At 36.7% G+C, this 26,346-nt stretch carries 32 protein-coding genes; 25 read left to right on the top strand and 7 right to left on the bottom strand.

All coding sequences use genetic code 11. The annotated features are described in order from the left end of the window. Positions 1–5: 5 nt before the first annotated feature. From udk to EPL02_RS17675, 4 genes are all read left to right on the top strand, one after another. On the top strand, positions 6–641 hold the full coding sequence (udk, locus tag EPL02_RS17690; protein ID WP_094910876.1) for a uridine kinase: 636 nt from the start codon (positions 6–8) through the stop codon (positions 639–641). 213 nt (positions 642–854) lie between these two features. Further along, on the top strand, positions 855–1,331 hold the full coding sequence (gene greA / locus EPL02_RS17685; RefSeq protein WP_094910875.1) for a transcription elongation factor GreA: 477 nt from the start codon (positions 855–857) through the stop codon (positions 1,329–1,331). A 165-nt stretch (positions 1,332–1,496) separates the two neighbouring features. After that, positions 1,497–3,254 carry a peptidoglycan D,D-transpeptidase FtsI family protein gene (locus EPL02_RS17680; protein ID WP_131888318.1) on the top strand — a complete coding sequence of 586 codons (1,758 nt, stop codon included), beginning with the start codon at positions 1,497–1,499 and terminating at the stop codon, positions 3,252–3,254. Between the two features lie 114 nt (positions 3,255–3,368). Continuing rightward, complete coding sequence (locus EPL02_RS17675; RefSeq protein WP_131888317.1) at positions 3,369–3,998, top strand: YrrS family protein; 630 nt, start codon at positions 3,369–3,371, stop codon at positions 3,996–3,998. A gap of 19 nt (positions 3,999–4,017) precedes the next feature. On the opposite strand, the gene EPL02_RS17670 is transcribed toward EPL02_RS17675, so the two are convergent. Next, positions 4,018–4,233, bottom strand: coding sequence for a YrzA family protein (locus EPL02_RS17670; RefSeq protein WP_131888316.1), 216 nt, complete (start codon positions 4,231–4,233; stop codon positions 4,018–4,020). A gap of 225 nt (positions 4,234–4,458) precedes the next feature. Between EPL02_RS17670 and EPL02_RS17665 the strand changes: the two genes are divergently transcribed. The 5 genes from EPL02_RS17665 to EPL02_RS17645 all read left to right on the top strand — a co-directional run bounded on the left by EPL02_RS17665 (position 4,459) and on the right by EPL02_RS17645 (position 8,383). After that, a complete protein-coding gene (locus tag EPL02_RS17665; RefSeq protein WP_131888315.1) occupies positions 4,459–5,100 on the top strand; it encodes a class I SAM-dependent methyltransferase in 642 nt (213 codons plus the stop codon). 18 nt (positions 5,101–5,118) lie between these two features. Further along, the gene (gene mtnN, locus EPL02_RS17660; RefSeq protein ID WP_094910870.1) at positions 5,119–5,814 is read left to right on the top strand and encodes a 5'-methylthioadenosine/S-adenosylhomocysteine nucleosidase; all 696 of its coding nucleotides are present in this window, start codon (positions 5,119–5,121) and stop codon (positions 5,812–5,814) included. 119 nt (positions 5,815–5,933) lie between these two features. Continuing rightward, positions 5,934–6,857, top strand: coding sequence for a PLP-dependent cysteine synthase family protein (locus tag EPL02_RS17655; RefSeq protein WP_094910869.1), 924 nt, complete (start codon positions 5,934–5,936; stop codon positions 6,855–6,857). 3 nt (positions 6,858–6,860) lie between these two features. Next, entirely contained in the window at positions 6,861–7,994 is a 1,134-nt protein-coding gene (locus tag EPL02_RS17650) for a bifunctional cystathionine gamma-lyase/homocysteine desulfhydrase (RefSeq protein WP_094910868.1), read from the top strand. Between the two features lie 146 nt (positions 7,995–8,140). Beyond that, the gene (locus EPL02_RS17645; protein ID WP_094910922.1) at positions 8,141–8,383 is read left to right on the top strand and encodes a YrhC family protein; all 243 of its coding nucleotides are present in this window, start codon (positions 8,141–8,143) and stop codon (positions 8,381–8,383) included. Between the two features lie 28 nt (positions 8,384–8,411). Here EPL02_RS17645 and sigK read toward each other — a convergent pair whose 3' ends face one another. Continuing rightward, positions 8,412–9,137: an RNA polymerase sporulation sigma factor SigK gene (gene sigK, locus EPL02_RS17640; RefSeq protein WP_094910867.1), complete on the bottom strand. Its 726-nt coding sequence runs from the start codon at positions 9,135–9,137 to the stop codon at positions 8,412–8,414. 214 nt (positions 9,138–9,351) lie between these two features. On the opposite strand from sigK, the gene EPL02_RS21005 reads away from it, so the two are divergent. Continuing rightward, a complete protein-coding gene (locus EPL02_RS21005) occupies positions 9,352–9,513 on the top strand; it encodes a hypothetical protein (RefSeq protein WP_165932596.1) in 162 nt (53 codons plus the stop codon). Between the two features lie 33 nt (positions 9,514–9,546). On the opposite strand, the gene pssA is transcribed toward EPL02_RS21005, so the two are convergent. Then, the gene (gene pssA, locus EPL02_RS17635; RefSeq protein WP_094910866.1) at positions 9,547–10,086 is read right to left on the bottom strand and encodes a CDP-diacylglycerol--serine O-phosphatidyltransferase; all 540 of its coding nucleotides are present in this window, start codon (positions 10,084–10,086) and stop codon (positions 9,547–9,549) included. A gap of 251 nt (positions 10,087–10,337) precedes the next feature. Beyond that, positions 10,338–10,478 (bottom strand): sporulation histidine kinase inhibitor Sda, encoded by a 141-nt coding sequence (locus tag EPL02_RS17630; RefSeq protein ID WP_025911687.1) that lies wholly within the window; start codon positions 10,476–10,478, stop codon positions 10,338–10,340. A 491-nt stretch (positions 10,479–10,969) separates the two neighbouring features. Between EPL02_RS17630 and EPL02_RS17625 the strand changes: the two genes are divergently transcribed. The 8 genes from EPL02_RS17625 to EPL02_RS17590 all read left to right on the top strand — a co-directional run bounded on the left by EPL02_RS17625 (position 10,970) and on the right by EPL02_RS17590 (position 16,077). Then, positions 10,970–11,485 (top strand): YqeG family HAD IIIA-type phosphatase, encoded by a 516-nt coding sequence (locus EPL02_RS17625; protein WP_094910865.1) that lies wholly within the window; start codon positions 10,970–10,972, stop codon positions 11,483–11,485. A 2-nt stretch (positions 11,486–11,487) separates the two neighbouring features. Then, on the top strand, positions 11,488–12,594 hold the full coding sequence (gene yqeH / locus EPL02_RS17620; protein WP_094910864.1) for a ribosome biogenesis GTPase YqeH: 1,107 nt from the start codon (positions 11,488–11,490) through the stop codon (positions 12,592–12,594). A gap of 23 nt (positions 12,595–12,617) precedes the next feature. Next, entirely contained in the window at positions 12,618–13,460 is an 843-nt protein-coding gene (aroE, locus tag EPL02_RS17615; RefSeq protein WP_094910921.1) for a shikimate dehydrogenase, read from the top strand. A 19-nt stretch (positions 13,461–13,479) separates the two neighbouring features. Further along, positions 13,480–13,773 (top strand): ribosome assembly RNA-binding protein YhbY, encoded by a 294-nt coding sequence (gene yhbY, locus EPL02_RS17610; protein WP_094910863.1) that lies wholly within the window; start codon positions 13,480–13,482, stop codon positions 13,771–13,773. An 85-nt stretch (positions 13,774–13,858) separates the two neighbouring features. Continuing rightward, positions 13,859–14,431 (top strand): nicotinate-nucleotide adenylyltransferase, encoded by a 573-nt coding sequence (locus EPL02_RS17605; protein WP_094910862.1) that lies wholly within the window; start codon positions 13,859–13,861, stop codon positions 14,429–14,431. Further along, on the top strand, positions 14,418–14,987 hold the full coding sequence (yqeK, locus tag EPL02_RS17600) for a bis(5'-nucleosyl)-tetraphosphatase (symmetrical) YqeK (RefSeq protein ID WP_094910861.1): 570 nt from the start codon (positions 14,418–14,420) through the stop codon (positions 14,985–14,987). The genes EPL02_RS17605 and yqeK overlap by 14 nt, the downstream gene beginning before the upstream one ends. After that, positions 14,984–15,340: a ribosome silencing factor gene (gene rsfS, locus EPL02_RS17595; protein ID WP_025911675.1), complete on the top strand. Its 357-nt coding sequence runs from the start codon at positions 14,984–14,986 to the stop codon at positions 15,338–15,340. The genes yqeK and rsfS overlap by 4 nt, the downstream gene beginning before the upstream one ends. After that, a complete protein-coding gene (locus EPL02_RS17590) occupies positions 15,337–16,077 on the top strand; it encodes a class I SAM-dependent DNA methyltransferase (RefSeq protein WP_094910860.1) in 741 nt (246 codons plus the stop codon). Before rsfS ends, EPL02_RS17590 begins: the two co-directional genes overlap by 4 nt. A gap of 72 nt (positions 16,078–16,149) precedes the next feature. Here EPL02_RS17590 and comER read toward each other — a convergent pair whose 3' ends face one another. Beyond that, complete coding sequence (comER, locus tag EPL02_RS17585; protein WP_094910859.1) at positions 16,150–16,974, bottom strand: late competence protein ComER; 825 nt, start codon at positions 16,972–16,974, stop codon at positions 16,150–16,152. 95 nt (positions 16,975–17,069) lie between these two features. Between comER and EPL02_RS17580 the strand changes: the two genes are divergently transcribed. The 3 genes from EPL02_RS17580 to EPL02_RS17570 all read left to right on the top strand — a co-directional run bounded on the left by EPL02_RS17580 (position 17,070) and on the right by EPL02_RS17570 (position 20,686). Further along, positions 17,070–17,693, top strand: coding sequence for a helix-hairpin-helix domain-containing protein (locus tag EPL02_RS17580; protein ID WP_131888314.1), 624 nt, complete (start codon positions 17,070–17,072; stop codon positions 17,691–17,693). A gap of 77 nt (positions 17,694–17,770) precedes the next feature. After that, positions 17,771–18,337 (top strand): ComE operon protein 2, encoded by a 567-nt coding sequence (locus EPL02_RS17575; protein ID WP_131888313.1) that lies wholly within the window; start codon positions 17,771–17,773, stop codon positions 18,335–18,337. Between the two features lie 48 nt (positions 18,338–18,385). After that, positions 18,386–20,686 carry a DNA internalization-related competence protein ComEC/Rec2 gene (locus tag EPL02_RS17570; protein WP_131888312.1) on the top strand — a complete coding sequence of 767 codons (2,301 nt, stop codon included), beginning with the start codon at positions 18,386–18,388 and terminating at the stop codon, positions 20,684–20,686. A gap of 119 nt (positions 20,687–20,805) precedes the next feature. Here the strand turns inward: EPL02_RS17570 and EPL02_RS17565 are convergent, their stop codons facing one another. After that, positions 20,806–20,940, bottom strand: a complete 135-nt coding sequence (locus tag EPL02_RS17565; protein WP_025911668.1) for a YqzM family protein — start codon at positions 20,938–20,940, stop codon at positions 20,806–20,808. A 273-nt stretch (positions 20,941–21,213) separates the two neighbouring features. On the opposite strand from EPL02_RS17565, the gene holA reads away from it, so the two are divergent. Then, positions 21,214–22,248: a DNA polymerase III subunit delta gene (gene holA / locus EPL02_RS17560; RefSeq protein WP_256993313.1), complete on the top strand. Its 1,035-nt coding sequence runs from the start codon at positions 21,214–21,216 to the stop codon at positions 22,246–22,248. A 44-nt stretch (positions 22,249–22,292) separates the two neighbouring features. On the opposite strand, the gene rpsT is transcribed toward holA, so the two are convergent. Further along, positions 22,293–22,559, bottom strand: coding sequence for a 30S ribosomal protein S20 (gene rpsT, locus EPL02_RS17555; protein ID WP_094910854.1), 267 nt, complete (start codon positions 22,557–22,559; stop codon positions 22,293–22,295). Between the two features lie 196 nt (positions 22,560–22,755). Between rpsT and gpr the strand changes: the two genes are divergently transcribed. The 3 genes from gpr (at position 22,756) to lepA (ending at position 26,278) form a co-directional block, all read left to right on the top strand. Further along, the gene (gene gpr / locus EPL02_RS17550; protein WP_094910853.1) at positions 22,756–23,868 is read left to right on the top strand and encodes a GPR endopeptidase; all 1,113 of its coding nucleotides are present in this window, start codon (positions 22,756–22,758) and stop codon (positions 23,866–23,868) included. Positions 23,869–23,949: 81 nt separating this feature from the next. Next, complete coding sequence (locus EPL02_RS17545; protein ID WP_094910852.1) at positions 23,950–24,285, top strand: DUF3679 domain-containing protein; 336 nt, start codon at positions 23,950–23,952, stop codon at positions 24,283–24,285. Positions 24,286–24,451: 166 nt separating this feature from the next. Further along, the gene (gene lepA / locus EPL02_RS17540; protein ID WP_094910851.1) at positions 24,452–26,278 is read left to right on the top strand and encodes a translation elongation factor 4; all 1,827 of its coding nucleotides are present in this window, start codon (positions 24,452–24,454) and stop codon (positions 26,276–26,278) included. Positions 26,279–26,346: the final 68 nt, after the last annotated feature.

Genomic DNA, 26,346 nt, shown 5'->3' with positions numbered 1-26,346 from the left:
AGAAAATGGGGAAAAAGCCCGTTGTAATCGGTATTGCTGGTGGATCTGGCTCTGGAAAAACAACTGTTACAAAAGCAATTTATGAATATTTTAAAGGTCATTCAATTATGCTTCTGGAGCAAGATTATTATTATAAAGACCAAAGTAACCTGCCATTTGAACAGCGTTTACAGACGAATTATGATCATCCTTTAGCATTTGATAATGACCTTTTAATTGAGCACTTGCAGAAATTATTAAATTATGAGAGCATTGAAAAACCTGTATATGATTATACTATTCATACTCGCTCTCAAGAAGTTATTGTAGAAGAGCCAAAGGACGTTATTATCTTAGAGGGGATTTTAGTGCTAGAGGACAAACGTCTGCGTAATTTAATGGATATTAAGCTGTATGTTGATACAGATGCTGATTTACGTATTATCCGCCGAATGTTACGAGATATTAAAGAGCGTGAGCGTACGCTAGAATCCGTAGTCGATCAATATATTTCAGTGGTACGTCCAATGCATAATCAGTTTATTGAACCAACTAAGCGATATGCTGATATTATTATCCCAGAAGGCGGACAAAACCACGTAGCAATTGATTTAATGGTAACGAAAATCCAAACAATTCTTGAACAAAATGCGATTTTATAATAACATAGCATAGATACAGGGATTTTTTTGAAAATAAAATCGTCATATTCTATAAAAAAGGTCTTGACATATAGTAGAGAAACGAGCAGCTTCTAATTTGAAGCTGTCATTTCTCTATTCACTGAGATTTTAGAATATGAAACCTTTTAGTACATACAGAAAACACTGTATAAGGCACTAATGTATTTCGATTTTATAAAGGAGTGAAGGGTTATGGCACAAGAAAAAGTGTTTCCAATGACGGAAGAAGGAAAGCTAAAATTAGAACAAGAATTAGAATATCTGAAGACGGTAAAGCGTAAAGAAGTAGTAGAGCGTATTAAGATTGCTCGTAGTTTTGGTGACTTATCAGAGAACTCTGAGTACGATTCAGCAAAGGATGAGCAAGCTTTCGTTGAAGGGCGTATTACAACGCTTGAAAATATGATTCGCAATGCAAAAATTATTGAAGAAGATGTAGAGAATTCTTCAATTGTATCTTTAGGAAAATCTGTTACGTTTGTTGAACTACCAGACGGAGACGAGGAAACGTATACAATTGTAGGTAGTGCGGAAGCTGATCCATTTGAAGGCAAAATTTCAAATGACTCTCCAATTGCTAAAAGCCTAATAGGCAAGCAGGTTGGAGATGAAGTAACAGTTCAAACTCCAGGCGGAGAAATGGCTGTTAAAATTGTTACTGTAAAGTAAATATAAGTCAATTAGCTTGTTAAAAGGAAGCGCCAACGAATAGTTTCGTTGATGCTTCCTTTTTTTCTACTTCTATAAAAAATTTTAATTCTGAATTTTATCTGTTGTGTTTGTTTGAAAAAAAGATACATCGGCGACAATGGTACAGAGTGAGGTGTATCGACATTGAGAGTAGTTCGAAAACGAATGCAATCGATTTTGATTATTATTATGTTGTTAATTTTTTTACTTATTGGCAGACTCGTTCAAATACAGCTTATTAGTACAGAATCATTTTCAAATCATAATGTTAATTTAATTGAAGAAAGCGTTCATCAGCGCACACAAGAGATGGTAGTAGACGATGGAAGAGGGAAATTTATAGACCGCAACGGTCAATCGCTTACATCCGTTACGAATAATCGTCTTGTGCTGTTTCCGTTTTTAAATGAAATGAAATGGCCTATGCAGCAGGTTTCTACTATTACGGGAATCTCGACAGTAGAGATGGTCACAAAGCTAAAAGATACGAGGTCTCCCGTAGCTGTTGGAGATCATTTAACTATTGATCAGTTAAAGCAAGTAAATGAATTAAAGATACCTGGAGTTTTTGGTGTTCCATTAAAGGATAACCGTCCTATACCTATTGCTGAGCATGTAATTGGTTTAGTGAGACAAAGTCAGGAGAAAATCGTAGCACAGTATGAAGATAAATTGAAAAGTGGGGAATTAAAAACAAATACGCCGATTGGCATTACAGGTATGCAAAAGACATTTGACGAATTTCTTCTACCACAGCAAGAGTCGAAGTTGTTATATCACGTGGACCGGTTTGGGGGGCCCATGTTTGGAATTGATGTTAAGTATACGGGGGATGCTAATCCTTTTTATCCAGTAAATGTGAAAACGACGTTGGATTTGACAATTCAAGAAAAGGTAGAAGAGTTATTAGAACAATATAACTTAAAAGAAGGCGGAGTAGTACTATTAGATATTGAAAAGAGTAACATCTTAGCCATGGCTAGTAGACCTAATATCAATCAAACTCACCCGTATGAAGAAAAAGCAAAAGGGTTATATAATCGCATGCTAATTCCACAAGTCCCTGGATCAGTGTTTAAAACCGTCACGGCAGCTGCTGCAGTAGAAGAAGGGGTTCTTGCTCCGAATATGACGTTTAATTGTGATCAAAGCATCTATGACCAACCGTTAGAGAATGGTCATCAAAAAGGGATGTTATCCTTTGAAGAGAGCTTTGCTCAAAGCTGTAACAAAACATTTGCACAGCTAGCTAAGCAGATGAGTGAAAAAAACCCTGATTCATTGGACCAATATGCTCAAAAATTAGGTCTGACGGACCCTGTGGGATGGAGCGGAGATGTGTTTCACTTTGACCATTTTACACAGCTTCAAGAGGGAAAAGGAACAGTATGGCAGAAAGATACCAATAAACATGTTCCTAATGCCATTTCTCAAACCGCAATCGGTCAGTTAGACGTGAAGCTTACTCCTTTAGCAGTTGCTAATATGATGGCTACGATTGCTAGAGGTGGAGAAAAGCGACAAGTAAAGATAGTCGATGAAATTCAATATAAAAACAAAGCTTCGCTTTATACGTTTAAAAACAAAAAGTTACCTGGCGAAAATATAGAAAAGCAAACAGTTAGGGAACTTCAACAGTTACTAAGTCAAGTTGTTCAAAGTGATGATGGCACGGGGAGGCGTTTTCGAGATCTTCCTTACTCAGTAGCAGGAAAATCTGGTACTGCTGAAATTGATGTAGAGAACGAAATCGTCAATAAGTGGTTTGCTGGATACTTTCCTGCCGACAAGCCTAAGTATGCGTTAGTAGTCGTGGATTTGAATACAAAAAGTACAATATCATCTACAAATCAAGTTTTTTATGATATTGTTAAAGAAATGTATGATTTAAATCATCAATAACTAAAAGCCATGTAAAAAATATTACAAAAATGCTTCAAATGAAGGTATGTGCTTCATGAATTTCCAAACACATGGTAAAATAGAACATTATAAAAGTTGGAGGAAGTTGTAGCAATGAATAACAATCGTTCTTCAAGACATCAAAACAAAGAAAAAAAGGTTAACCGATTATATAATGTGTTAATTGCCGTAGTTGCGGTAATGATTGTCTTTATCGGTGGCTCACTTATTCTTGGAGGAGGATCAGATGAGACATCTCCAGAACAGAATAATGAGCAAACGCCAAAGTCCGAAAATAATAATGATACGGAGCAAAATACTCCTGAAGAAAACACGGAGGAACCTGCAGCTGATGAAGAAGCGGATGAAAATGCAACGGATGATGAAGCAACAGAGCAAGAGGAATCTTCTGATGTAGAAGTGGAAGAAAATCCTGAGCCAGGTGTTGAAAGCCGTACAGTAGATCCATCTTGGGAACCTGTAGGTACAGAGCAAGGTGAAAAGCCAGCAGCTACGTATAAAAAAGGTTCAACTGACTGGAATGAAATGCTTGCAGCCGTTGGTGCTGGAGTAGGTGTTAATCCAAGCGATATGACAGTATGGCGTTTAGGTAATAATGGTGCTCCTGAAAAAGCAGTGGCAACAATTAGCCCTAAAGGTGAAGGTTCAGTAAAATATCGAGTGGAGATTGAATGGGTAGAAAACGAAGGTTGGAAACCAACTGTCGTTGAAAAATTATCTTAACAAAAAAGCGGCGCTTTTATTAGCGCTGCTTTTTTAATTTGAAATGAACAACAGCAGAGTAGAGCTTTTTACCTTTGTCATAGTCCACTGCCATTTGATGTGACACACTTTTTACTTCTAACAAGATAGCTTTATTTTGTTCAATTTTGGTGCTAATTTGCTTTTCTAAATCCTTTAAATCATGTGATTCAAAAAACTCAATCTTATCCTCAATCATATCAAACTGAAAGTTCATAGTTATTCTTTCCTTTCTGCATCCCATATTTACCAAGCTTTATTTTAACAAGAATTCTTGCCGAAATAAATTTATTATGATACTTTAAGAACAATTAAACTTTTAAATCATACTATATCTATAAGAATTATAAGGAAAAGAAAAATGACCTTTTAAATAACAGCAACTTTTTATTGTACAAAAATAACTTGGATAGTAACAAATTTAAACATGAGGGTGAGATAGATGGGAAGAGAGTTTTTAAACATCTTTGAAAAATGGGCAGAAAACTATGATTCGACTGTTGAAGGACATGATCAAGAATATCAAGAAGTTTTTCGAAACTATGAAGAGATTTTACAAGCAGTTGCAAATCGTTCATCAGGAAACGTAATTGAATTCGGTGTTGGAACCGGGAACTTAACGAAAAAACTGCTGGAAAACAATTTAACCGTAACAGGAATTGAGCCTTCAAATTCAATGCGAAAGCTTGCGGCAGGAAAGCTAGGTGAACTAGCTACTTTATCTGATGGCGATTTCTTAGCGTTTCCTGCTCCAAAAGAGCAGGTTGATACAATTGTTAGTACTTATGCTTTTCATCACTTAACAGATAAAGAAAAAGAGCTTGCGATTAGAAACTATAGCAACCTTCTACAAACAGATGGTAAAATAGTGTTTGCTGACACGATGTTTGAAACAAACGAAGCGTTTCAAGAGACGATTGAATATGCTAAGCAACATAAATTCTTTAACTTAGCGGAAGACTTACAAAGAGAATATTATACAACGATCCCTGTCTTAAAAAATCTTTTTGAGCAAAATGGGTTTGAAGCAACTTTTGAACGTTTCAATCATTTCGTTTGGATTGTGGAGGCAACGAAACAATAACAGAAAGAGGTTCGTATAATGAAAGTAGCAATCATTGGTGCTATGGAGGAAGAAGTAACCATTCTCCGAGACAAGGTAGAAAACAGAGAGGAAACAGTCATTGCAGGCTGCGAATATTCAACTGGTACAATCAATGGAGTTGAGGTAGTACTGTTGAAGTCGGGAATTGGAAAAGTAAATGCTGCATTATCAACAGCAATTTTATTAGAGAAATTTCAGCCAGATTATGTAATTAACACAGGATCTGCTGGTGGGTTTCATCCAGACCTAAATGTTGGAGATGCAATTATTTCATCGGAAGTACGTCACCATGATGTTGATGTAACAGCATTTGGCTATGAGTACGGTCAAGTTCCAAATTTACCAGCTGCATATCAAGCTGACGAAAAACTTGTTGAGATCGCAGAACAAAGTGCACAAGAAGTAACGGATATGAAAGTAGCTAAAGGTTTAATCGCAACGGGTGACTCATTTATGAATGATCCAGTTCGCGTTGAATTTGTAAGAGAAAAATTTCCAGAATTAATGGCAGCCGAAATGGAAGCAGCTGCAGTGGCTCAGGTTTGTCACCAGTTTAAAGTGCCTTTCGTTATCATCCGTGCATTATCTGATATTGCTGGTAAAGAATCAGATGTATCGTTTGATCAGTTCCTTGAAAAGGCAGCTGTAAACTCTACAAACTTAGTATTAAACTTTTTATCCAAATTAAAATAATAAAAGCTATCTAATGTTACCAATGCTATTTTATAGTATTGGTACTATTGGAATTTAATTCATACTAAACAGGTATGTTAACTATAAATGGTAACTTCTACTAAAGAGGTGTTGGCATCATGGAAGTCGTAAAAAGTATCCATGAATTAATTGGAAAAACCCCTATCATTGAAATTACAAAATTCTCGCTTCCTACAGATGTAAGATTATTTGCCAAGCTTGAATACTTTAACCCTGGAGGAAGTATTAAAGATCGTCTTGGAAAAGAGCTAATTGAAAGAGCACTTGCTGAAGGGAAGGTTACTGATGGTGGGACGATAGTTGAACCAACTGCAGGAAATACCGGGATCGGGCTTGCTCTAGCAGCTGTTCCATACAATTTAAATGTTATTGTATGTATTCCTGAAAAGTTTAGCATTGAAAAACAGGAGCTTATGAAAGCCCTTGGTGCGAAAGTTATTCATACGCCTACGAGTGAGGGAATGAAAGGAGCTATTCAAAAAGCAAAAGAGCTTGTTGAAGCTATTCCAAACTCTTACTGCCCGCAGCAGTTTGCAAACGCTGATAATCCTCTAACGTATTATAAAACGTTAGGTCCAGAGGTATATGAACAGCTCGATGGTCAAATCGATATATTTGTGGCAGGAGCAGGGACAGGTGGTACGTTTATGGGTACTGCTCAGTATTTAAAAGAACAAAATTCATCAATAAAAACAGTGATTGTGGAGCCAGAAGGATCAATTTTAAATGGTGGCCAACCAGGGCCTCACAAAACAGAAGGCATTGGAATGGAATTTGTACCAAGTTACATGGATACAAGTTATTTTGATGATATTCATACTATTAAAGATGACTTAGCATTTAAAGCCGTTCAAGAGCTAGCGGTAAGAGAGGGGCTATTAGTAGGTAGTTCATCAGGAGCTGCTTTTATGGCCGCACTAAAAGAAGCACAAAAAGCTGAGCCTGGTACAAATATCCTTACTATTTTCCCAGATAGCAGTGAACGATATTTAAGTAAAAAAATTTATGATGGAGGTATTTAAATAATGAAGCGTAAAACACAGCTTATTCACGGTGGAATTGCAGGAGATCAACATACTGGAGCAGTATCAGTTCCAATTTATCAAGTAAGCACGTACAAGCAAGAAGAAGTTGGGAAACACAAAGGCTATGAATATTCACGTACTGGAAATCCAACTAGACATGCTCTAGAAGAATTAATTAAAGACCTTGAAGGAGGAGAAGCAGGATTTGCGTTTGGATCGGGGATGGCTGCAGTTACAGCGGTTATGATGTTGTTTAACAGCGGTGACCATGTTATTTTAACGGATGATGTATATGGCGGTACGTATCGTGTAATTACAAAAGTGTTAAATCGTATCGGCATTGAAGCGACATTTGTTGATACAAGTAATGTTGCAAACATCGAAAAAGAAATTAAAGAAAATACAAAAGCACTGTACATTGAAACACCAACAAACCCATTATTGAAAATCACCGATATTTCAGAAGCTACACAAATAGCGAAAAAGCATGATTTAGTAACGATTGTCGATAATACATTTAGCACACCATACTGGCAAAACCCAATTGAGCAAGGAGCGGATATTGTTCTCCATAGTGCAACAAAGTATCTAGGAGGCCACAGTGATGTTGTCGCTGGCTTAGCTGTTGTGAATTCAAAAGAACTGGCAGAAGAACTTCATTTTATTCAAAATTCAACTGGTGGTATCTTAGGTCCACAAGACTCATGGTTACTCATGAGAGGAATGAAAACGTTAGGAATTCGCATGGAAGAGCATGAAGCAAACACAAAGAAAATTGTGAACTACTTAAGCAATCATCCAGCGGTACAAAAAGTTTACTACCCAGGCCTTGAAAGTCATCCAAACCACGCAATTGCTAAGCAGCAAGGAAGAGGATTTGGTGGTATGGTATCATTTGATGTAGGCAGTGAAGAGCAGGCTAATAAGCTATTAACTACGGTAAAATACTTCACGTTGGCTGAAAGTTTAGGAGCAGTGGAAAGCTTAATTTCTTTACCTGCTAAAATGACACATGCTTCTATTCCAGCTGATCGTCGCAAGGAGTTAGGAATAACGGACGGACTAGTACGGATATCAGTAGGTCTTGAAGATGTAGAAGACTTAATTGAAGATTTATCAAATGGCTTAAAATAAAAGAGATTGGGTGAACTCCCAATCTCTTTTATTTACATAAATTGTCATCCTTGTGCTGGTGTTCTGTATGTTACCATAAAGATAGGATTTCTAGTCACCACACGTACTAAGAAACGTAAAAAGCTTAGGGGAAAAGGGTGAAGCTTATGAATCAAAAAGAATTAAAATTAATTAAACAAAAAATAGAAGATTATCGACGATTTATTTATGTATTGTTAGCTACAGGTACATTTTTATATATTGGTGTATTAATTGGGCAAGGTGAAAAAACATTTGTTCAATTAATGTTCATGTCTGGAGTAGATGTTGTTTTATTAATAGTAGCCTTTTACTTTGCTTATCAAGCTAAAAAGTTAAAGAAAAAAATAAAAGATGAGCTTTCGTCATAAAGGTGTATAAAGAAAAGTGGAAAAAGAGTTAATTTTTCTTTCCATTTTTCTTTTTTTCTTTTTCAGCACGATAAAACTCATGAAACATCTTCATTAATGCGCGTTTCTCAATGCGAGAAACATAGCTTCTAGATATATTGAGTTCCTTAGCTATTTCACGCTGGGTTTTTTCTTTCTGTAAATCGAGTCCGAATCGTCCAACAATTACCTCTTTCTCACGTTCATCAAGAATGTCGATATACTCTTTAATTTTCTCTAATTCCATATTTAGCTGAATCATATCAATGACATCATCCGATTCGGATTTTAAAATGTCAATAAGGCTAATTTCATTTCCTTCTTTATCTTGGCCAATTGGATCGTGCAACGACACGTCCTTTTTTGTTTTCTTTAAAGCTCTCAAATGCATTAAAATTTCATTTTCAATACACCTTGCCGCGTATGTTGCGAGCTTTGTACCTTTTCCTTGAGAATAGCTTTCAATCGCTTTGATTAAACCAATTGTTCCGATTGAGATAAGATCTTCAGCGTCTTCCCCCGTATTTTCAAATTTTTTTACGATGTGTGCTACGAGTCGAAGGTTGTGTTCAATTAATAAGTTTCTTGCTTCTTGGTCTCCTTGAGCCATTAAAGTTAAATAGCGTTTTTCTTCTGCAGCCGATAGGGGCTGTGGAAAAGCGTTATTTTTAACATACGACACAAGAAATATCAACTCTTTAAAAAAGTATCCGAGCGCTGTAATAATAGTTGACATTTTCACACCTCCAGTTAGTGTAAGCGATAAAGCCGTGACATTAAACTATATGTTAGGCGGGCTTACTATGTGCCTGTACGGTTAAAAATAACGGCAAGACAAGCGAGTTTCGCAAAATTCTTTTTAAGAGGTACAGACACAATGGACACCTGCCCATACATAAGCTATCTTTTTGAATAAATTATAAGTAATACGTATGTAAGGAGTGACAACTATGTCATATGGATATGGCGCATATGGGTGTTATCCAAGCTATCCATGTTATCCACCTTGTGGCGGCGGAGGATATGGATGGGGAATAGGGTTACTAGTTGTTTTATTTGTACTACTACTTATTTTCGGCGGCTTTTACTGGTTTGGATGTTACTGGGATTAATAAAAAACCTCATGCGAGCGCATGAGGTTTTTGTTATACTTTCTTTAGTTTAAACGTGCTAACCATTAAGAAAGATAAAATAATGGTTAAAAACATAAAAACATAGGACGGTAAGTAAGGTACAGATAAGTAGCTTAGGGTTAATAAACAACCTGCAGCTGTAATCGGTAATCCTGTAAAATAACCGTTGTTCTCTGTAATATTAAAGCGTGCTAATCTTAGAGCACCGCATGCAATATATACAATAGCGAATACGGCTCCAGAAGCTCCGTAGCTAAATAGGATGCTTTGATATAGTAGTAGAGCCGGAGCAATACCAAATGATATAATATCGCACATGGAATCTAGCTGTTTCCCAAGTTCTGATTCAATATTTAACTTCCGGGCAACCATTCCATCAAAGCGATCAGCTAGCGCTGCAAGAAAAATAAGCAGTAAGCTAAGCTTTAATTCATCACGTAGAATGAATAAAATGGAAAAGCTACCAAGACTTAAATTTAGTAATGTTAAAGCATTTGCTGATTGGGATTTTATCTTTTTAATTGTATGATCAAGATAATCTAATAAAAACAAGTTCCTCACTCCTTTTAGAGGATGACCTCCTATAGCATGATGATAGAAAAGATCGTAATTTCATTTTAGACGTAAACGAGAGGCTAGTAAAGAACTATTGAAGTTTGGCACCTTAAAATTATAGGAATGTATATAAAGGTTGTTAGCTGCACTAAAGCAAAAAAATAGAACCTATTTAAGAAAGAGAAAAGCTTGTCAGATGAACGGGTACTGGACAGGCTTTACTACTCTCAAATAGGCCCTTCTATTAGTTAAGATGGAATCTGAATGGTTATTTTTAATGATCGGCGTTGAATTTCTTTTTCAATTAGCTGAATGAACTCTGGACTTAATTGTAACTGTGTAGCTTTATAATATGATTCGATAAGAAGTTCATCTGATAACTTTCGCATGATAATGCCGCCACCTCCTGTAAAAAAGATAGGTGCTTTAATTCTAAGAAGTATCTCGTGTCCTAATAGTATTCTTATTCATAATGTATCATGAATCGAAATATAGAACAATCGTTCTGTTATCCACAATTATAAGTGGATAAGCTGTGGGTATTTTGTTTATAATTACCAATAATGCATAATCTATGAAAGGGATAATGTGAATAAAATTATCCACAGAATACCAGTTAGCATAATTTGTCGAAAAGTTTCTTGAGAAAATATCGGAAATTTTAAGGTTTTTTCATTTGTTTTTAATCATTTTATTCTTTTTTTGGTGAAATTAAGATATGATTATAGTTTGACTGCAGAAATTTCAACAAAAGAAATAGCTGATGAAAATAAGTAGTATTTAAATATAAATGACTGGTGGAAAAATGAACATACCCCGTGATAATGATCGGTGGAAATTGTTCTTAGAACGTTATTAATATAGTTGAGGTGCATAATACGTGTTAAAACTTTTTTTACCAAACCAACATGTGAAAAGTGTATTGCAAATTAAACCTGAGGATTTAATTGAGCGAGGAGTAAAAGGCATTATCACAGATTTAGATAATACGTTAGTGGAGTGGGATCGACCTGACGCAACGCCTGAGCTTATCGAGTGGTTTAAGTTAATGCAAGAACACGGTATTAAGATTACTATTGTATCGAATAATGTGGAAAAGAGAGTTAAGCTCTTTTCAGATCCTGTAGGGTTACCATTTGTTCATCAAGCAAGAAAGCCGATGAGAAAAGCATTTAGACGAGCACTGCGTGATATGGAGCTACAAAAAGATGAAGTAGTTGTCATTGGAGACCAGCTCTTAACAGATGTACTAGGCGGAAATCGCTTAGGTGTTTATACCATTTTAGTTGTGCCCGTTGCGCAGACGGATGGATTTATTACAAAATTCAATCGTAAAATGGAGCGACGTATTTTAGCGTGGATGAAAAGAAAAGGTATGATTAATTGGGAGGAATAAAAGTGAGTGAAGAAAAGCTACAATGTATGGGTTGTGGGGTAGAAATTCAAACAGAACGCCCAAACGATATTGGTTATGCCCCTAAGTCTGCACTTGAAAAGGAATTTGTTATCTGTCAAAGATGTTTTCGTTTAAAGCACTATAATGAAATTCAAGACGTAGCCTTAACAGATGACGACTTTTTAAAAATCTTAAATGGAATTGGCCAAACGGATGGCTTAGTCGTGAAGGTAGTAGATATCTTCGATTTTAACGGTAGTTGGCTACCAGGCCTACATCGTTTTGTAGGCGAAAATAACGTTATTCTTGTTGGGAATAAAGCAGATTTACTTCCTAAATCTGTGAAGAAAAATAAATTGATTCACTGGATGAAGAAATCTGCAAAAGACCTTGGGTTAAAGCCTGTAGATGTCTTTTTAATGAGTGCGCATAAAGGACAAGGCATTAAGGAAGTTGCTGAAGCAATTGAACACTACCGATTTGGAAAAGATGTTTATGTTGTTGGCTGTACAAACGTTGGTAAATCAACGTTTATTAATGCAATTATTAAAGAGTTTACAGGTGAAAAAGATGTTATCACAACATCTCAATACCCTGGCACCACTCTTGACATGATTGATGTACCGCTTGATAATGGCGCATCGTTATATGATACACCTGGTATTATCAATCATCACCAAATGGCCCATTACGTAGATAAACGCGATTTGAAGCTTATCTCTCCAAAGAAAGAGATTAAGCCGAAAATTTATCAGCTAAATGAAGGGCAGACGCTGTTCTTTGGAGGATTAGCGCGATTAGATTATGTAAGCGGCGGTCGTAAATCACTAACGTGCTATGTGTCAAATGAACTTCTTATTCATCGTACAAAGCTCGAAAAAGCAGATGAGCTGTATAAAAACCAATTAGGAGAGTTGCTTCAACCTCCAAGACCTGAACAGCTAAGCGAGTTTCCAGAGCTTGTTGCCCATGAATTTACAATCAAGCATGATAAGACGGACATTGTATTCTCTGGACTTGGCTGGGTGACGGTAAACGAACCTGGTACAAAAGTAGTTGCATATGCACCAAAAGGTGTTGGGGTATTTGTACGTGAATCATTAATTTAAATATAAAGAAGAGGGGAAATATGTTGAAGCAGTTATATGGACTAATAGGTTATCCAATAGGGCATTCACTTTCACCGCTTATGCATAACGATGCGTTTGAAAATTTAGGAATAGACGCTCATTATGAAGCGATTCAAATTGAGCCTGACTCCTTTAAGGTTGAAGTTGAGAAGCTAAAAAAGCAGCAGATTAAAGGGTTTAACGTGACGATTCCGTATAAAGTTGATATCATGGACCTTTTAGATGAGGTCGACCCTTTAGCTAGAGCGATTGGAGCTGTTAATACAGTTGTAAATCAAAATGGACGCTACGTTGGATATAATACAGACGGGGATGGCTATGTGGCGTCTCTACTACAGCATGTAGGCCACACTTTAAAAGGTAAAGCTGTTGCTATTATTGGTGCAGGAGGAGCGGCTAAGGCAATTTTTTACACGCTAGCATCTCACAAAGATAGCCCTTCTTCTTTTTATATATGTAACCGAACGGTTGAAAAAGCACAGAGGTTAATTGATCAATTGCCATTTGAAGCTAATGCATCAGCTATCACGTTAGACGAAGCAGAAAAAGAAGTAGGTACGTTTGATGTCGTTATTAATACAACATCTGTGGGGATGCATCCTCATGTGGAGGATGTGCCAATTGACATTCAACATATTCGCCCAGAAACAATTGTTAGTGATATTATTTACAATCCGTTAGAAACTAAGTTATTAAAAGAAGCGAAACAAAAGCAAGCATATTGTCATAATGGTGTAGGTATGTTTGTATTACAAGGAGCGCTTGCTTTTGAAAAGTGGACAGGTATCGTTCCTGATCAAAAAAAGATGGAACAAATTGTATTGAAGAAACTTACTGAAAAGTAAAAGCATCATGGAGGTTTTTATGTTAAAAGGAAAACAAAAGCGATTTTTACGTTCAAAAGCACATCACTTATCACCAATCTTCCAAGTGGGTAAAGGTGGAGTGAATGAAAATATGGTTCAACAAATTTCAGATGCACTTGAAGCGAGAGAGCTATTAAAAGTTAGCATTTTACAAAACTGTGAGGAAGACCGTAACACAGTAGCAGAGCAGTTAGCCAAAGGTACTAGAGCTCAAGTTGTTCAAGTCATCGGCAATACGATTATTCTTTATAAAGAGTCACGTGAAAATAAACAAATCGTATTACCTCGATAAGAAAAGGATACCCTATCATACGCGTATGATAGGGTATATGTACATGTCGAGAGAAGCTTAATACAATAAAAGGAGCTATGATTTTTTGAAACGTATTGGTATTTTTGGTGGAACGTTTAACCCTCCCCATATCGGACATTTAATTATGGCAAATGAAGTATTGTTTTCGTTAAAGTTAGATGAAATTTGGTTTATGCCTTCGCATATTCCACCTCATAAAAACTTGAAACAAGAAATTGACCCTAATCATCGTTTAAATATGCTTAATTTGGCAACTAACGGTTATTCTAAATTCCGTGTTCAATCGATTGAATTCGAACGTAACGATATATCATATACATTTGATACGATGTGTATCTTAAAAGAAACGTATCCAGACAATCAGTTTTATTTTATCATCGGAGCGGACATGGTAGAATATTTACCGAAATGGTACAACATTGAGGAACTGCAAAAGCTTGTAACATTCGTGGGAGTAAAAAGACCTGGGTACGAAATGCAGTCTCCTTATTCAATATTAGAAGTAGAAGCACCTCAAATGGATGTTTCTTCATCATTCATACGAGAACGTCTTAAAATGCAAGGCCCTATTGATTTTTACGTGCCTTTATCAGTAAAACACTATATTGAGGAGAATCAGCTATATGAATCAGAGTGAAGCTTTAGCTGTTGTAAAAGAGCAGTTAACGGAACGAAGATATATTCATACGTTAGGAGTCATGGAAACGGCTAAAAAATTGGCCGAGCGATATGATGTAAACATAAAAAAAGCTGAATTAGCTGCAATCTTTCATGATTACGCAAAGTTTCGACCAAAAGAAGAAATGAAAGCGATTATCATAAATGAAAGCATGTCTGTTCATCTTCTTGAGGCAAATACAGAACTTTGGCACGCTCCAGTTGGTGCATTTTTAGTTGAAAAAGAAGTGGGGATAGCAGACGAGGAAATACTAGATGCTATTCGTTATCACACATCTGGGAGACCAGGAATGTCGCCTTTAGAAAAAATAATTTATGTGGCTGATTATATTGAGCCAGGTCGTAAGTTTCCTGGGGTTGAAGAGGTAAGAGAACTTGCAGAGCAAAATTTAGATAAAGCGTTACTTCAAGCATTAAAAAATACGATTAGCTTTTTAATTAGCAAAAATCAAAGCGTTTTCCCAGATACGCTGTATACTTATAATGAATTAGTTTTAGGAGGAAAAAATAAATGAACGAACGCGATTTATTATCACTTGTGGTAAAAGCAGCAGACGATAAAAAAGCAGTAGATTTAGTTGCATTAAATATGCAAGGAATTTCACTCGTAGCAGATTACTTTGTCATTTGTCACGGTAACTCTGATAAGCAAGTTCAGGCTATTGCAAGAGAAGTAAAAGAGCAAGCGCATGAACACGAAATTACGGTAAAGCGTATGGAAGGATACGATGAAGCGCGTTGGGTACTTGTGGATTTAGGTGATGTTGTTGTCCATATCTTCCACAAAGATGATCGTGGTTACTATAATTTAGAGCGTTTGTGGGGAGACGCTCCTTCTGTTGACTTACAAGAAGAATTGCAATCATGAGCAGCTATAAGCAATTTGCTTACGTCTATGATCATCTCATGACGGACATTCCATATGATCAATGGATTCAGCTTGTGTCTCGTAAGGTGGGAACAGGCAAAAAGCTGTCAATTCTTGATGTGGGATGCGGCACCGGTGAAATGTCAATTCGTCTAGCTAAGCAAGGTTATGAAGTCACTGGAATTGATTTATCGGATGATATGTTGGTGATTGCCCAAGAGAAAGCGCAACGTGAAGGCATTATGTTAAAGTTATACGAACAAGACATGTCAGAACTTGAATTGATGCAGCAGTTTGATTGTGTTGTTATCTTTTGCGATTCACTCAATTATCTCCAAACTGATGAACAAGTTAAAGAGACATTTACGCGTGTCTATGAACATTTAGCTCCAGGTGGCTTTTTGTTATTTGACGTTCATTCAACTCACAAACTGAAAAACGTTTTTGGAGACAATTCATTTTCATATGTAGATGATGATGTATCGTATATTTGGAACTGTGAGTACAATGAGGTGAATCAAAGCGTTCAGCATGATATGACGTTCTTTGTATATGATGAAGAAATTGAAGCGTACGATCGATTTGATGAAGTTCATATTCAGCGAACGCTATCAGAGTCTACGTATAAAGAGTGGTTAATACAAGCTGGATTTTCAACTGTTGAAGTAAGCGCTGATTTTAAAGACGAGCTTCCCAACCAAAACAGCGAAAGAATATTCTTCTCCGCAAAAAAATAAAAGAAGCATCAGCTTCTTTTATTTTTTTATAAAAAAGCAGGAATTTTGTTGAATAAAGGTGAATAGTGTTGATTACGTAAAATTAAACTGTTTTTCAACAAGCTCGATATCCTCATCAAATTTTTCGTGTGTTTTTTGAAACAAATGCACAAACATATCTCCAAGCTCTGCTTCTAATACTTTAATTCCTTCTCCTGTAACACCGCCTTTTACGCATACTTTCTCTTGTAGAGTAGGAAGCGTAAAAATTTCTTTTTCAAGTAGTTTCCCCATTCCAATAATCATATCACTAGCCATAATGGTTGCTTCTTCTTTTGAAATCTCTGTTTCTTGAACAGCAGCATCAATAAATCTTTGCAGCAAGAAGCTAAAGAAAGCGGGTCCACAGCTAACAATATCTGATGATACTCTTGTAATATTTTGTGGAATTGATACAGTTTTGGACATGCTGCTAAATAAATTCGTTAAATAGTTTTGATAAAAAGCTGAACAATGATTTCCATATGTCATAAGTGATACGCCTGATAATGCACGGTTCGTAATACTTGGAATGATTCTCGCTACTTGGGTAGGCACAATGCTTTCTAGCTGTTCCACACTTATGGGACTTGTAATCGATACAATGCAATGTTCTTGTGTTAACAGCGGTTTGATTTTTATTAAAAGGGGGTGAATATCCAATGGTTTTACACATACAAAAATAAGTTGTGAAGAACGGACAACTTCTTCCGCACAATCTCCCAGCTGAATTTCTCGGTGCTGCTTTTGAATCGTTTTTGCTTTGTTTTTTGTTCGGTTTGTAATAATTAGTTGTGAAGGATGTACGGCTTTTGATTCAATAAACGCATCAATTAATATTCTCCCCATATTACCTGTTCCAATAAATCCTATATTCACTTGTACTTCCCTCCTTCAAAAGCCTATTCTTCTAAACAGTATGAGATTATTAACCAATTTATGACGTTAGTTCATAATCCCATAAGGAGGAAACCATGACTTTACCAAAAAAGCATTGGATTATTTTAGGTTTCATTTCGATAGTTGTATGTGGATTTTTAATTTACACAAATGTTTTATTTCCCCAGGTAGAAACGAGTGCTCAAGTTGAAGAAGACTTCCCATTTACTGAAAAACAAGAGGATAGCTCTTTAACACTGGATGTGCCTCAAAAAGACTCGACCAGTACTCAAATCGTTGTTGATGTGAAAGGGGAAGTTCAAAAACCAGGCATTTACAAGCTTGAGGAGGGCCTTAGAGTTCAGGATGCCATTGAGAGAGCGAGTGGAGTTACGAAAGAAGCAGACATGAACCATGTGAATTTAGCAACAAAAGTAGCTGATGAAATGGTCATCTACATTCCAGCTATCGGTGAAGAGCCTGTAGTTCCCATGTCAACTGTGGGAAGTATGGACCAGAATAAGAGTGCAGTCAATTTGAACACAGCAACTTTGGAAGAATTACAAACCTTAAATGGAATTGGGCCGTCAAAGGCGCAAGCCATTCTCACATACCGCGAAGAGAATGGACCATTTAAAACACTTGAAGATATTTTACAAGTTGCAGGAATTGGGGAAAAGTCACTGGAAAAAATCAAAACAGAGATATCAATAAATTAGTGAATGCGTTGACGTCATCTCCTTTTAACCGATACACTAGGTACTAGATAGTGAGACAAGAAAGTAGGGAGTAGACGATGTCAAGAATTTCATGGGATCAGTATTTTATGGCACAAAGCCATTTATTAGCATTACGCAGCACGTGTGAGCGTTTAGCTGTAGGTGCTACCATTGTGAGAGATAAACGCATTATCGCAGGAGGGTACAACGGGTCAATAAGCGGAGGGGTCCACTGTGCAGACGAGGGCTGTTATGTTATTGATAACCATTGTGTTAGAACCATTCATGCAGAGGTAAATGCCCTGTTACAGTGTGCTAAGTTCGGTGTTAAAACAGAAGATGCAGAAGTTTATGTAACGCACTTCCCTTGCTTAAATTGTTGCAAAGCACTTATTCAAGCCGGGATTAAGACAGTTTATTATGCTAACGATTACAAAAATCATCCATACGCTGTTGAATTATTTAAGCAATCAGGGGTAAGGTTTGAAAAAGTAGAGCTAAACGAAGCCGTCATTGATTTAAATAGTCAAAAAAAGTTGAGCTTTGTAAATAGTATTTTAGAGAAACTTCACCATAGCAATCTTTCCAAAGAAGAAATTGCTCGTTTAGAAGATCAAGCTTTTTCCCTGTTTCAGCATTCATAAGCTAGGCACTTAGTGTCTAGCTATCTCTTTTGAGTGGGAGGTTCTTTTTTGAAAGGCTTTTATTTATATGCAGCAGTTAGCGCCATGTTAACCATGTTTTTAGCCTATCACTTCTTATGGATTACACTCATAGTTGTACTAAGCTACGCAGTTTTTTTATACCTTAGATGTCCACGCTATGTTTTCATCCTTTGCGTTCTTATTGGCAGCTTTTTCTTTGGGTTATTTCATCTTTTTTTATTTCATCATCAAACATCGATTTCTTCGAATCAAACAATATTTACCGGACAAATCTCTTCCATTCCTAATATAGATGGAAGCCAAGTACGCTTTTTCTTTAGCACGCAAGGTGAAGAAGTATCTGTTGTATACTATATGAAAAGTGAAAGTGAAGTTAAGCAGGTTCAAAGCTTAATGATTTATGACCGCTGTATGTTAAAAGGAAAACTTTCATCTTTTGAAGAAAGGCGAAATCCAAACGCATTTAACTATAAAGGGTACATGGATACTAAGCATGTTCATTGGAAGCTTAAAGCATCTACGTTTACACCCTCTTTATGCCACCCTTCTAAACAATTGTCTTTTCTTCAGCGGCTTTCTATTTATCGACAACATGGAATTGATTATCTTCAAAAGAATGTTCCTCAACCAGCATCGTCTTTTATGCAAGCGCTCATTTATGGAGAGAGAAGTCAAATCGATTCTGATTTACTTCAGCTTTACCAAAGCTTTGGGCTCATTCATTTGCTAGCTATTTCAGGTCTTCACGTTGGCCTAATGACGTTTATGTTCTTTTATGTACTAATTCGAATGGGAATGACGCGCCAGTTAGCCACGAATATTTTATTAGTGACTCTTCCTTTGTACGCCATTATCGCTGGTGGGGCACCTTCAGTTATTCGTGCCGTGTTAATGAGTATGTTAGCTTTAGCGAGTACAAAGTATCAAAAGAAAATTAGTCTAACAGATAGCATAGCGCTGGCATTCTTGTTAATGATAGCTGTTAATCCATTTTACATTTTACAAGTAGGGTTTCAATTATCTTTTGTCGTCACCCTCTTTATTGTGCTTAGTGCACAGGTGATTTTAAAAAGAATTACGTCCACTATGGGTCAGTTACTGCTGGTATCATTTATTGCACAGCTCGGATCACTACCTCTATTATTGTTTTACTTCTATGAAGTTTCGCTACTAAGCCTTCCTCTTAATATGATTTATGTTCCCCTTTTTTCAACAGTCATCCTCCCTCTTTGTTTGTTCATATTTACTACGTCATTTTTCTTTTTACCCATTGCAGCTATCGGTCAATGGATACTAAATAATGTATTATTACTAAGCGAATGGTTCCTGCAACGAATACACAATCTATCTCCTGTATTCGTAGTAACAACTGGTAAGCTTTCTTTATGGGTTGTAGGACTTCTGTACATAGCTATTTACAGTGTTTTATGGTCCATTGAGAAGAAGAAATATACATCTTTTTTTAGCATAGTTACGGTCTTAATACTTGTGGTTCAGTGTCTCTTTCCGTATGTAAATCCATATGGGAAAGTGACGATGATTGACGTGGGCCAAGGAGACAGCTTGTTAATTGAACTTCCATATAGGAGAGGAGTCTATTTGATTGATACGGGAGGAAGCGTTCTGTTTTCAAGTGAAGGCTGGCAAGTACGCCGTGATTTGTTTGACGTGGGAAAGGATATTGTTATGCCAGTTTTAAAATCAAAGGGAATTGGAAAGGTAAATAAGTTATTGATTACACACGGGGACTATGACCATGGCGGAAGTGCCAGTACGTTACTGGATCAAGTCAAAATTGAACAGGTAGTACTGGGGAAAAAGAAGCAGCTTACAGATTTAGAAGTAAATATTATCGAACAAGCAAGAAAAGCAAATAGCAAGATTTCCTACGTTAAAAAAGGAGACTATTGGAAACAAGGAGATACTTCTTTTTACATTCTTTCACCAACAGGTACAGAAACAACGAGCAATAACTCATCTATTGTTTTATTTACAGAGCTTGGAGGGATTAGTTGGCTTTTTACAGGTGATTTGGAAGAAGCGGGAGAAGCTGAGATTCTTCGTACTATTCCTTCGATACAAGCTGATGTTTTAAAGGTTGCACATCATGGAAGCAAATCGTCTACATCACCTGCATTTCTTCGTGCACTCAATCCTCAAATTGCTCTCATATCCGCAGGCAAAAAGAATCGCTATGGTCACCCGCATAACGAAGTGGTTGAAAGGCTACAAGAAGCTAACGTTTTCATCTATCGAACAGATGAAAACGGTGCAATTACGTATACATTTCGAAAAAACAAAGGAACCTTTTACACAGAACTTCCATAGTCTATATCAAGTTAAAAAAAACGACTGTAGATGACAGTCGCTAAGTATTGCTGATTTTCTATCTCGTTTACCGATTCAACTAATGAATAGAACTCTGTTCATTAGCATCTACTTATGATCTATGATCCAAAGTAGTGAATGACCGTTGCGATAATAAATAAGGTAGTAAAAAATCCAAATGATGCGATAAATCCTACAGCCGAATCGACTGCGTCGTTTCGTTTACTTTGAACGCTTTCTTCAAATTGATTCATTGCCACCCCTCCTATTTACAGTATAATCCATGTTTTTTAAAAAATCTATAAAATATAAAGCGTTTTCCTAACCTGACAACAGTTAACAATCATTGTTTGTGGTAAAAAAGTAAACGATAATTATATGGGTTTACTCATTAACAAATAAGTAACCTAGGGCTTAATTTGTTAGTGTTTATTATAAACTGAGGAATTGCTACTTTTAGCAATTCCTTTTTGTATTCTTGCCAAACCGCTATTACACCTATACCATAGAAGATGAAGAACTATAGAATGGAGCGTAAAAAATTGGCAATAGATCCGTTGAAAACTATCAATTCTAAGGACATAAAACCCGTCTATTTATTACATGGTTTAAATGCTTTTATTATGAAAAAAGCAAGAGATAAAATTATTCAATATTCCTTATCAGACGAGGAAAAAGAGTTTAATTTATCGATATATGACTTAGAGGAAACGCCGATTGAACAGGTAATTGAGGATGCTGAAACGCTGCCTTTTTTAGGTGATAAGCGAGTGGTAATTGCCAAGAATGCTTTTTTTCTAACTGCAGAAAAATCAAAATCTAAGGTAGAACACGATGTTAGTAAATTACAGACTTACCTTGAGCAACCCGCACCTTTTTCAACCTTAATCGTGCAAGCTCCTTATGAAAAATTAGATGAGCGAAAAAAAATAACCAAAGCGTTAAAAAAGCAGGCTATGTATGTTGAAGCAAATGAATTTAATGAGCAGGACTTAGTGCGATGGATAAAAGATGTACTGCATAAAAGAAATGTAGAAATGGATGAAGATGCTAAGCAGCTCTTGTTGCAGCTTGTTGGATTAAACGTTACGATTATTACAAATGAAGTAGAAAAAATGATGCTTTATGTAGGAGATAATGGTGTCATTACGCGAGAAGTTGTACACGAGCTAGTAGCTAAAACGTTAGAACAAAATGTTTTTACGCTTATTGAAGCAGTTATGAATAAAAATTTAAAAGAGGCGTTAAATATTTATCAAGATTTGCTTCGAAATAATGAAGAGCCAATTAAAATTTTGTCTTTACTGGCTTCACAATTTCGCTTAATTTATCATACAAAGCAACTTTCTGGCCAAGGGTATGGTCAACAGCAAATTGCACAAACGTTAAAAGTACATCCTTTTCGAGTGAAGATTTCTCTTCAACAAAGTAGAAGGTTTGAAGAGCCGGTGCTACGTAACATTATTAAAGAGCTAGCAGAAGCAGATTATGAAATGAAGACGGGGAAAATAGACAAAGCATTGCTTTTACAATTGTTTTTCTTAAAGCAAGCTGGTGGCTAAAAACCATAAAAAAAACGATCCTATGGGGATCGTTTTTTCGCTTATTATGCAGATAAACCGTTAAGTTTTTGCGCTAAGCGAGATTTTTGACGAGCTGCAGCGTTTTTGTGGATAAGACCTTTTTGTGCAGCCTTGTCTAATTTTTTAGAAGCAACAGAGTATGCTGCTTTTGCATTATCTACATCGTTGTTTTCAACTAAAGCTTCAAAGTTTTTGATAGCAGTACGCATAGCAGATTTTACTTGGATGTTATGTGCACGACGAGCTTCAGTAGTTTTTACACGTTTGATAGCTGATTTAATGTTTGGCATTCGTTTCACCTCCCGAAATTATAGCAATCGAGATTATATAGAACTCGACATTTCTTACAATAAGAACAAAGGATATTTTATCAAACCCACGGCTATAATGCAATAGCACCTAAAAGGAATTTTATCGCTCTTGTGCATGAATTAATTAGCAACAGGTGAAACTAACTTCTATGATAATAGCTGAGGAGGGTCTGCAATGAATGAAAACTTGGATTTAAGTCAATATAGTATTCGCACCGATTTAGCCGTGGAAGCAAGGACGATGGCTGTTGAAGACAATGAAAAGCAAGCGAAGCAGTCTGAGCTTGAAGGAGTTATTTTTAAAGAAAAAGATGTCGATGGAGTAAAGGTTTCTTTAGTTGAAATAACTGAACAAGGTGCCCAAACGGTGGGAAAGAAAAAAGGGCGCTATCTTACTCTAGAATCTGTTGGAATTCGCGAGCAGGATACCGAAAAGCAGGAAAAGATGGAGGAAGTATTTGCTAAGGAACTGAATCATTTTATAAAAGGCTTAAATATTGCAGATGATGCAAGCTGTTTAGTAGTCGGCCTTGGAAACAGTAGCGTTACTCCGGATGCACTTGGTCCAAAGACGGTAGAAAATTTATTAATTACTCGTCATTTATTTGCTCTACAGCCTGAAAGCGTAGAAGAGGGGTTCCGTCCAGTAAGTGCTATTATACCTGGTGTGATGGGGATCACTGGAATTGAAACTAGCGATATTATCTTTGGGGTTGTACAAAAAGTCAAACCAGATTTCATTATTGCTGTTGATGCTTTGGCAGCGCGTTCAATTGAACGTGTAAACGCAACAATTCAAATTTCAGACTCAGGTATTCACCCCGGCTCTGGAGTTGGAAATAAACGAAAAGAAATTAGCTATGAAACGCTAGGCATTCCAGTAATTGCAATTGGTATACCTACAGTTGTTGATGCGGTATCAATTACAAGTGATACTATTGATTTTATTTTAAAGCATTTTGGACGTGAGATGAATGAACAAGACAAGCCTTCGAAGTCACTTATTCCTTCTGGAATGACGTTTGGAGAAAAGAAACAGCTAACTGACGAAGATTTACCAAGCGAAGAACATCGTCAAACATATTTGGGGATGATTGGTACGTTACCTGATGAAGAAAAGCGTCGTTTAATTCATGAGGTGTTAGCCCCATTAGGCCATAATCTGATGGTTACACCAAAAGAAGTTGACTTATTTATTGAAGAAATGGCTAACGTCGTAGCTGGAGGATTAAACGCAGCTCTTCACCATGAAGTGGACCAAGGAAACTTTGGATCTTATACTCATTAAAAGTGAATGAAACCAGCAGAAGTGTCCCATAATGAATACTACGAAAATGAATAGGTATGTTTAGATGAAAGGAGCATTCTCATGGTGAAATTCATGATGAAGTCGCTGCTGCTAAGCGTTGTGTTATTGTTCGGCGTATTATTAGGGATGCAGACTGCCCAGCAAGGATTAATCAAGATGAAAGGGTATGATGACCCTAGTATTGAGCAAGTGTTTACAGTTTCTAAGACGGGCGAGGGCGAAGTAGAAGCAGATGTAATGGGAAACAAACGAGTTGTGGACCTTGAAGAAAAACAAAAGCTGCTGGAAGAGCGAAAGGCATTTAACTTTTTTTCTTCAATTGGAAAAAGCTTAGCTAACAGCATCCAGGCTGTTATACAAAAAGCAGTCGAAGCTTTTCATAACCTGTTTGTATAAAAAAACAAAGCAGAGCAGCCTTAATGTTTCGCTACACATTAAGGCTGCTCTGCTTTATTATTGAACTCATCTCTCTTCCTCCCTTGAGAAGTTTATTGAATGTTGACTGATGTGTTGTTATAATTTACTTTAGTGTATTTTGCCGATTTTCAGTAGGAGTGAAAAAATGATGGATAGAGAAGCGAAGTTAAACCGACAGTCGAAAATTAGAAACTTTTCGATTATTGCTCATATAGATCACGGAAAGTCAACATTGGCTGACCGTATTTTAGAAAAGACAAATGCGCTTACCCAGCGCGAAATGAAAGCTCAACTTTTGGATTCTATGGATTTAGAACGTGAACGTGGAATTACCATTAAGCTAAATGCTGTTCAGCTTAAGTATAAAGCAAAAGATGGAGAAGAATATATTTTCCATTTAATTGATACTCCAGGGCACGTCGATTTTACATATGAAGTGTCTCGTAGTCTTGCAGCTTGTGAAGGAGCAATTCTTGTAGTGGATGCTGCCCAAGGAATTGAAGCGCAAACATTAGCCAACGTATATTTAGCGTTAGATAATGATTTGGAAATTTTACCTGTTATCAATAAAATTGATCTTCCAAGTGCTGAGCCTGAACGCGTGCGTCAAGAAGTGGAAGATGTAATTGGCTTAGATGCTTCAGAAGCAGTGCTTGCTTCTGCAAAAGCAGGTATTGGAATTGAAGAGATTTTAGAGCAAATTGTAGAAAAAGTACCTGCTCCTGAAGGGGATCCAGAAGGGCCTTTAAAAGCCTTAATTTTTGATTCATTCTATGATGCTTATCGTGGTGTTGTTGCATCTATTCGTATTGTAGAAGGATCGGTCAAAACAGGCGATAAAATTCGCATGATGGCAACAGGAAAAGAATTTGAAGTTACTGAAATTGGTGTGTTAACACCAAAAGCAGTTCCACAGGACGAACTATCTGTTGGAGATGTAGGGTATTTAACAGCTGCTATCAAAAACGTAGGAGATACACGCGTAGGGGATACGATTACACTTGCTAAAAATGGTGCAACTGAACCCTTACCTGGTTACCGCCGATTAAATCCAATGGTATATTGCGGCTTGTATCCAATCGATACAGCCAAATATAACGACTTACGCGAAGCTTTAGAAAAACTAGAACTGAATGATTCAGCTCTTCAGTTTGAACCAGAGACATCTCAAGCGTTAGGGTTTGGTTTCCGTTGTGGATTCTTGGGCCTCCTTCACATGGAGATTATCCAAGAGCGTATTGAGCGTGAGTTTAAGATTGACTTGATTACAACAGCTCCAAGTGTTATTTACGATGTATACATGACAGATGGTGAGAAAGTATCTGTTGATAATCCGTCTAATATGCCAGATGCTCAAAAGATTGAAAAAGTTGAAGAGCCTTATGTAAAAGCAACAATGATGGTTCCTAATGATTATGTAGGAGCAGTTATGGAGCTTTGTCAGAAAAAGCGCGGTAATTTCATCGACATGCAGTACTTAGATGCAAATCGAGTAAGTATTGTGTATGAGATTCCGCTAGCTGAGATTGTGTATGATTTCTTTGATCAACTAAAATCAAACACAAAAGGGTATGCATCTTTTGATTATGAACTAATTGGTTATAAAGAATCTAAGCTCGTGAAAATGGATATCTTGTTAAATGCAGAAAAAGTCGATGCACTATCCTTCATTGTGCACCGTGACTCAGCATATGATCGCGGTAAAATCATCGTAGAAAAATTAAAAGAACTGATTCCACGTCAGCAGTTTGAAGTGCCTATTCAAGCAGCTATTGGTCAGAAGATTGTCGCGCGTTCAACAATCAAAGCCATTCGAAAAAATGTATTAGCAAAATGTTACGGTGGGGATATTTCTCGTAAGCGTAAGCTTCTTGAGAAACAAAAAGAAGGTAAGAAAAGAATGAAGCAAGTCGGATCAGTAGAAGTTCCACAAGAAGCATTCATGGCTGTACTACGTATGGATGAAGAGTGAGGAATTATTTAACATAAGCAGTTTAGTGTTGTATAACTGATTGATTTGTTACACTATAGCGTAGAGCG

This window comes from Bacillus sp. CBEL-1 (assembly GCF_004348885.1).
GTDB classification, from domain to species: Bacteria; Bacillota; Bacilli; order Bacillales; family Bacillaceae_H; genus Priestia; species Priestia aryabhattai_A.
The sequence above is the reverse complement of the archived record's forward strand: the minus strand, read 5'-3'. Positions and strand labels throughout refer to the sequence as shown.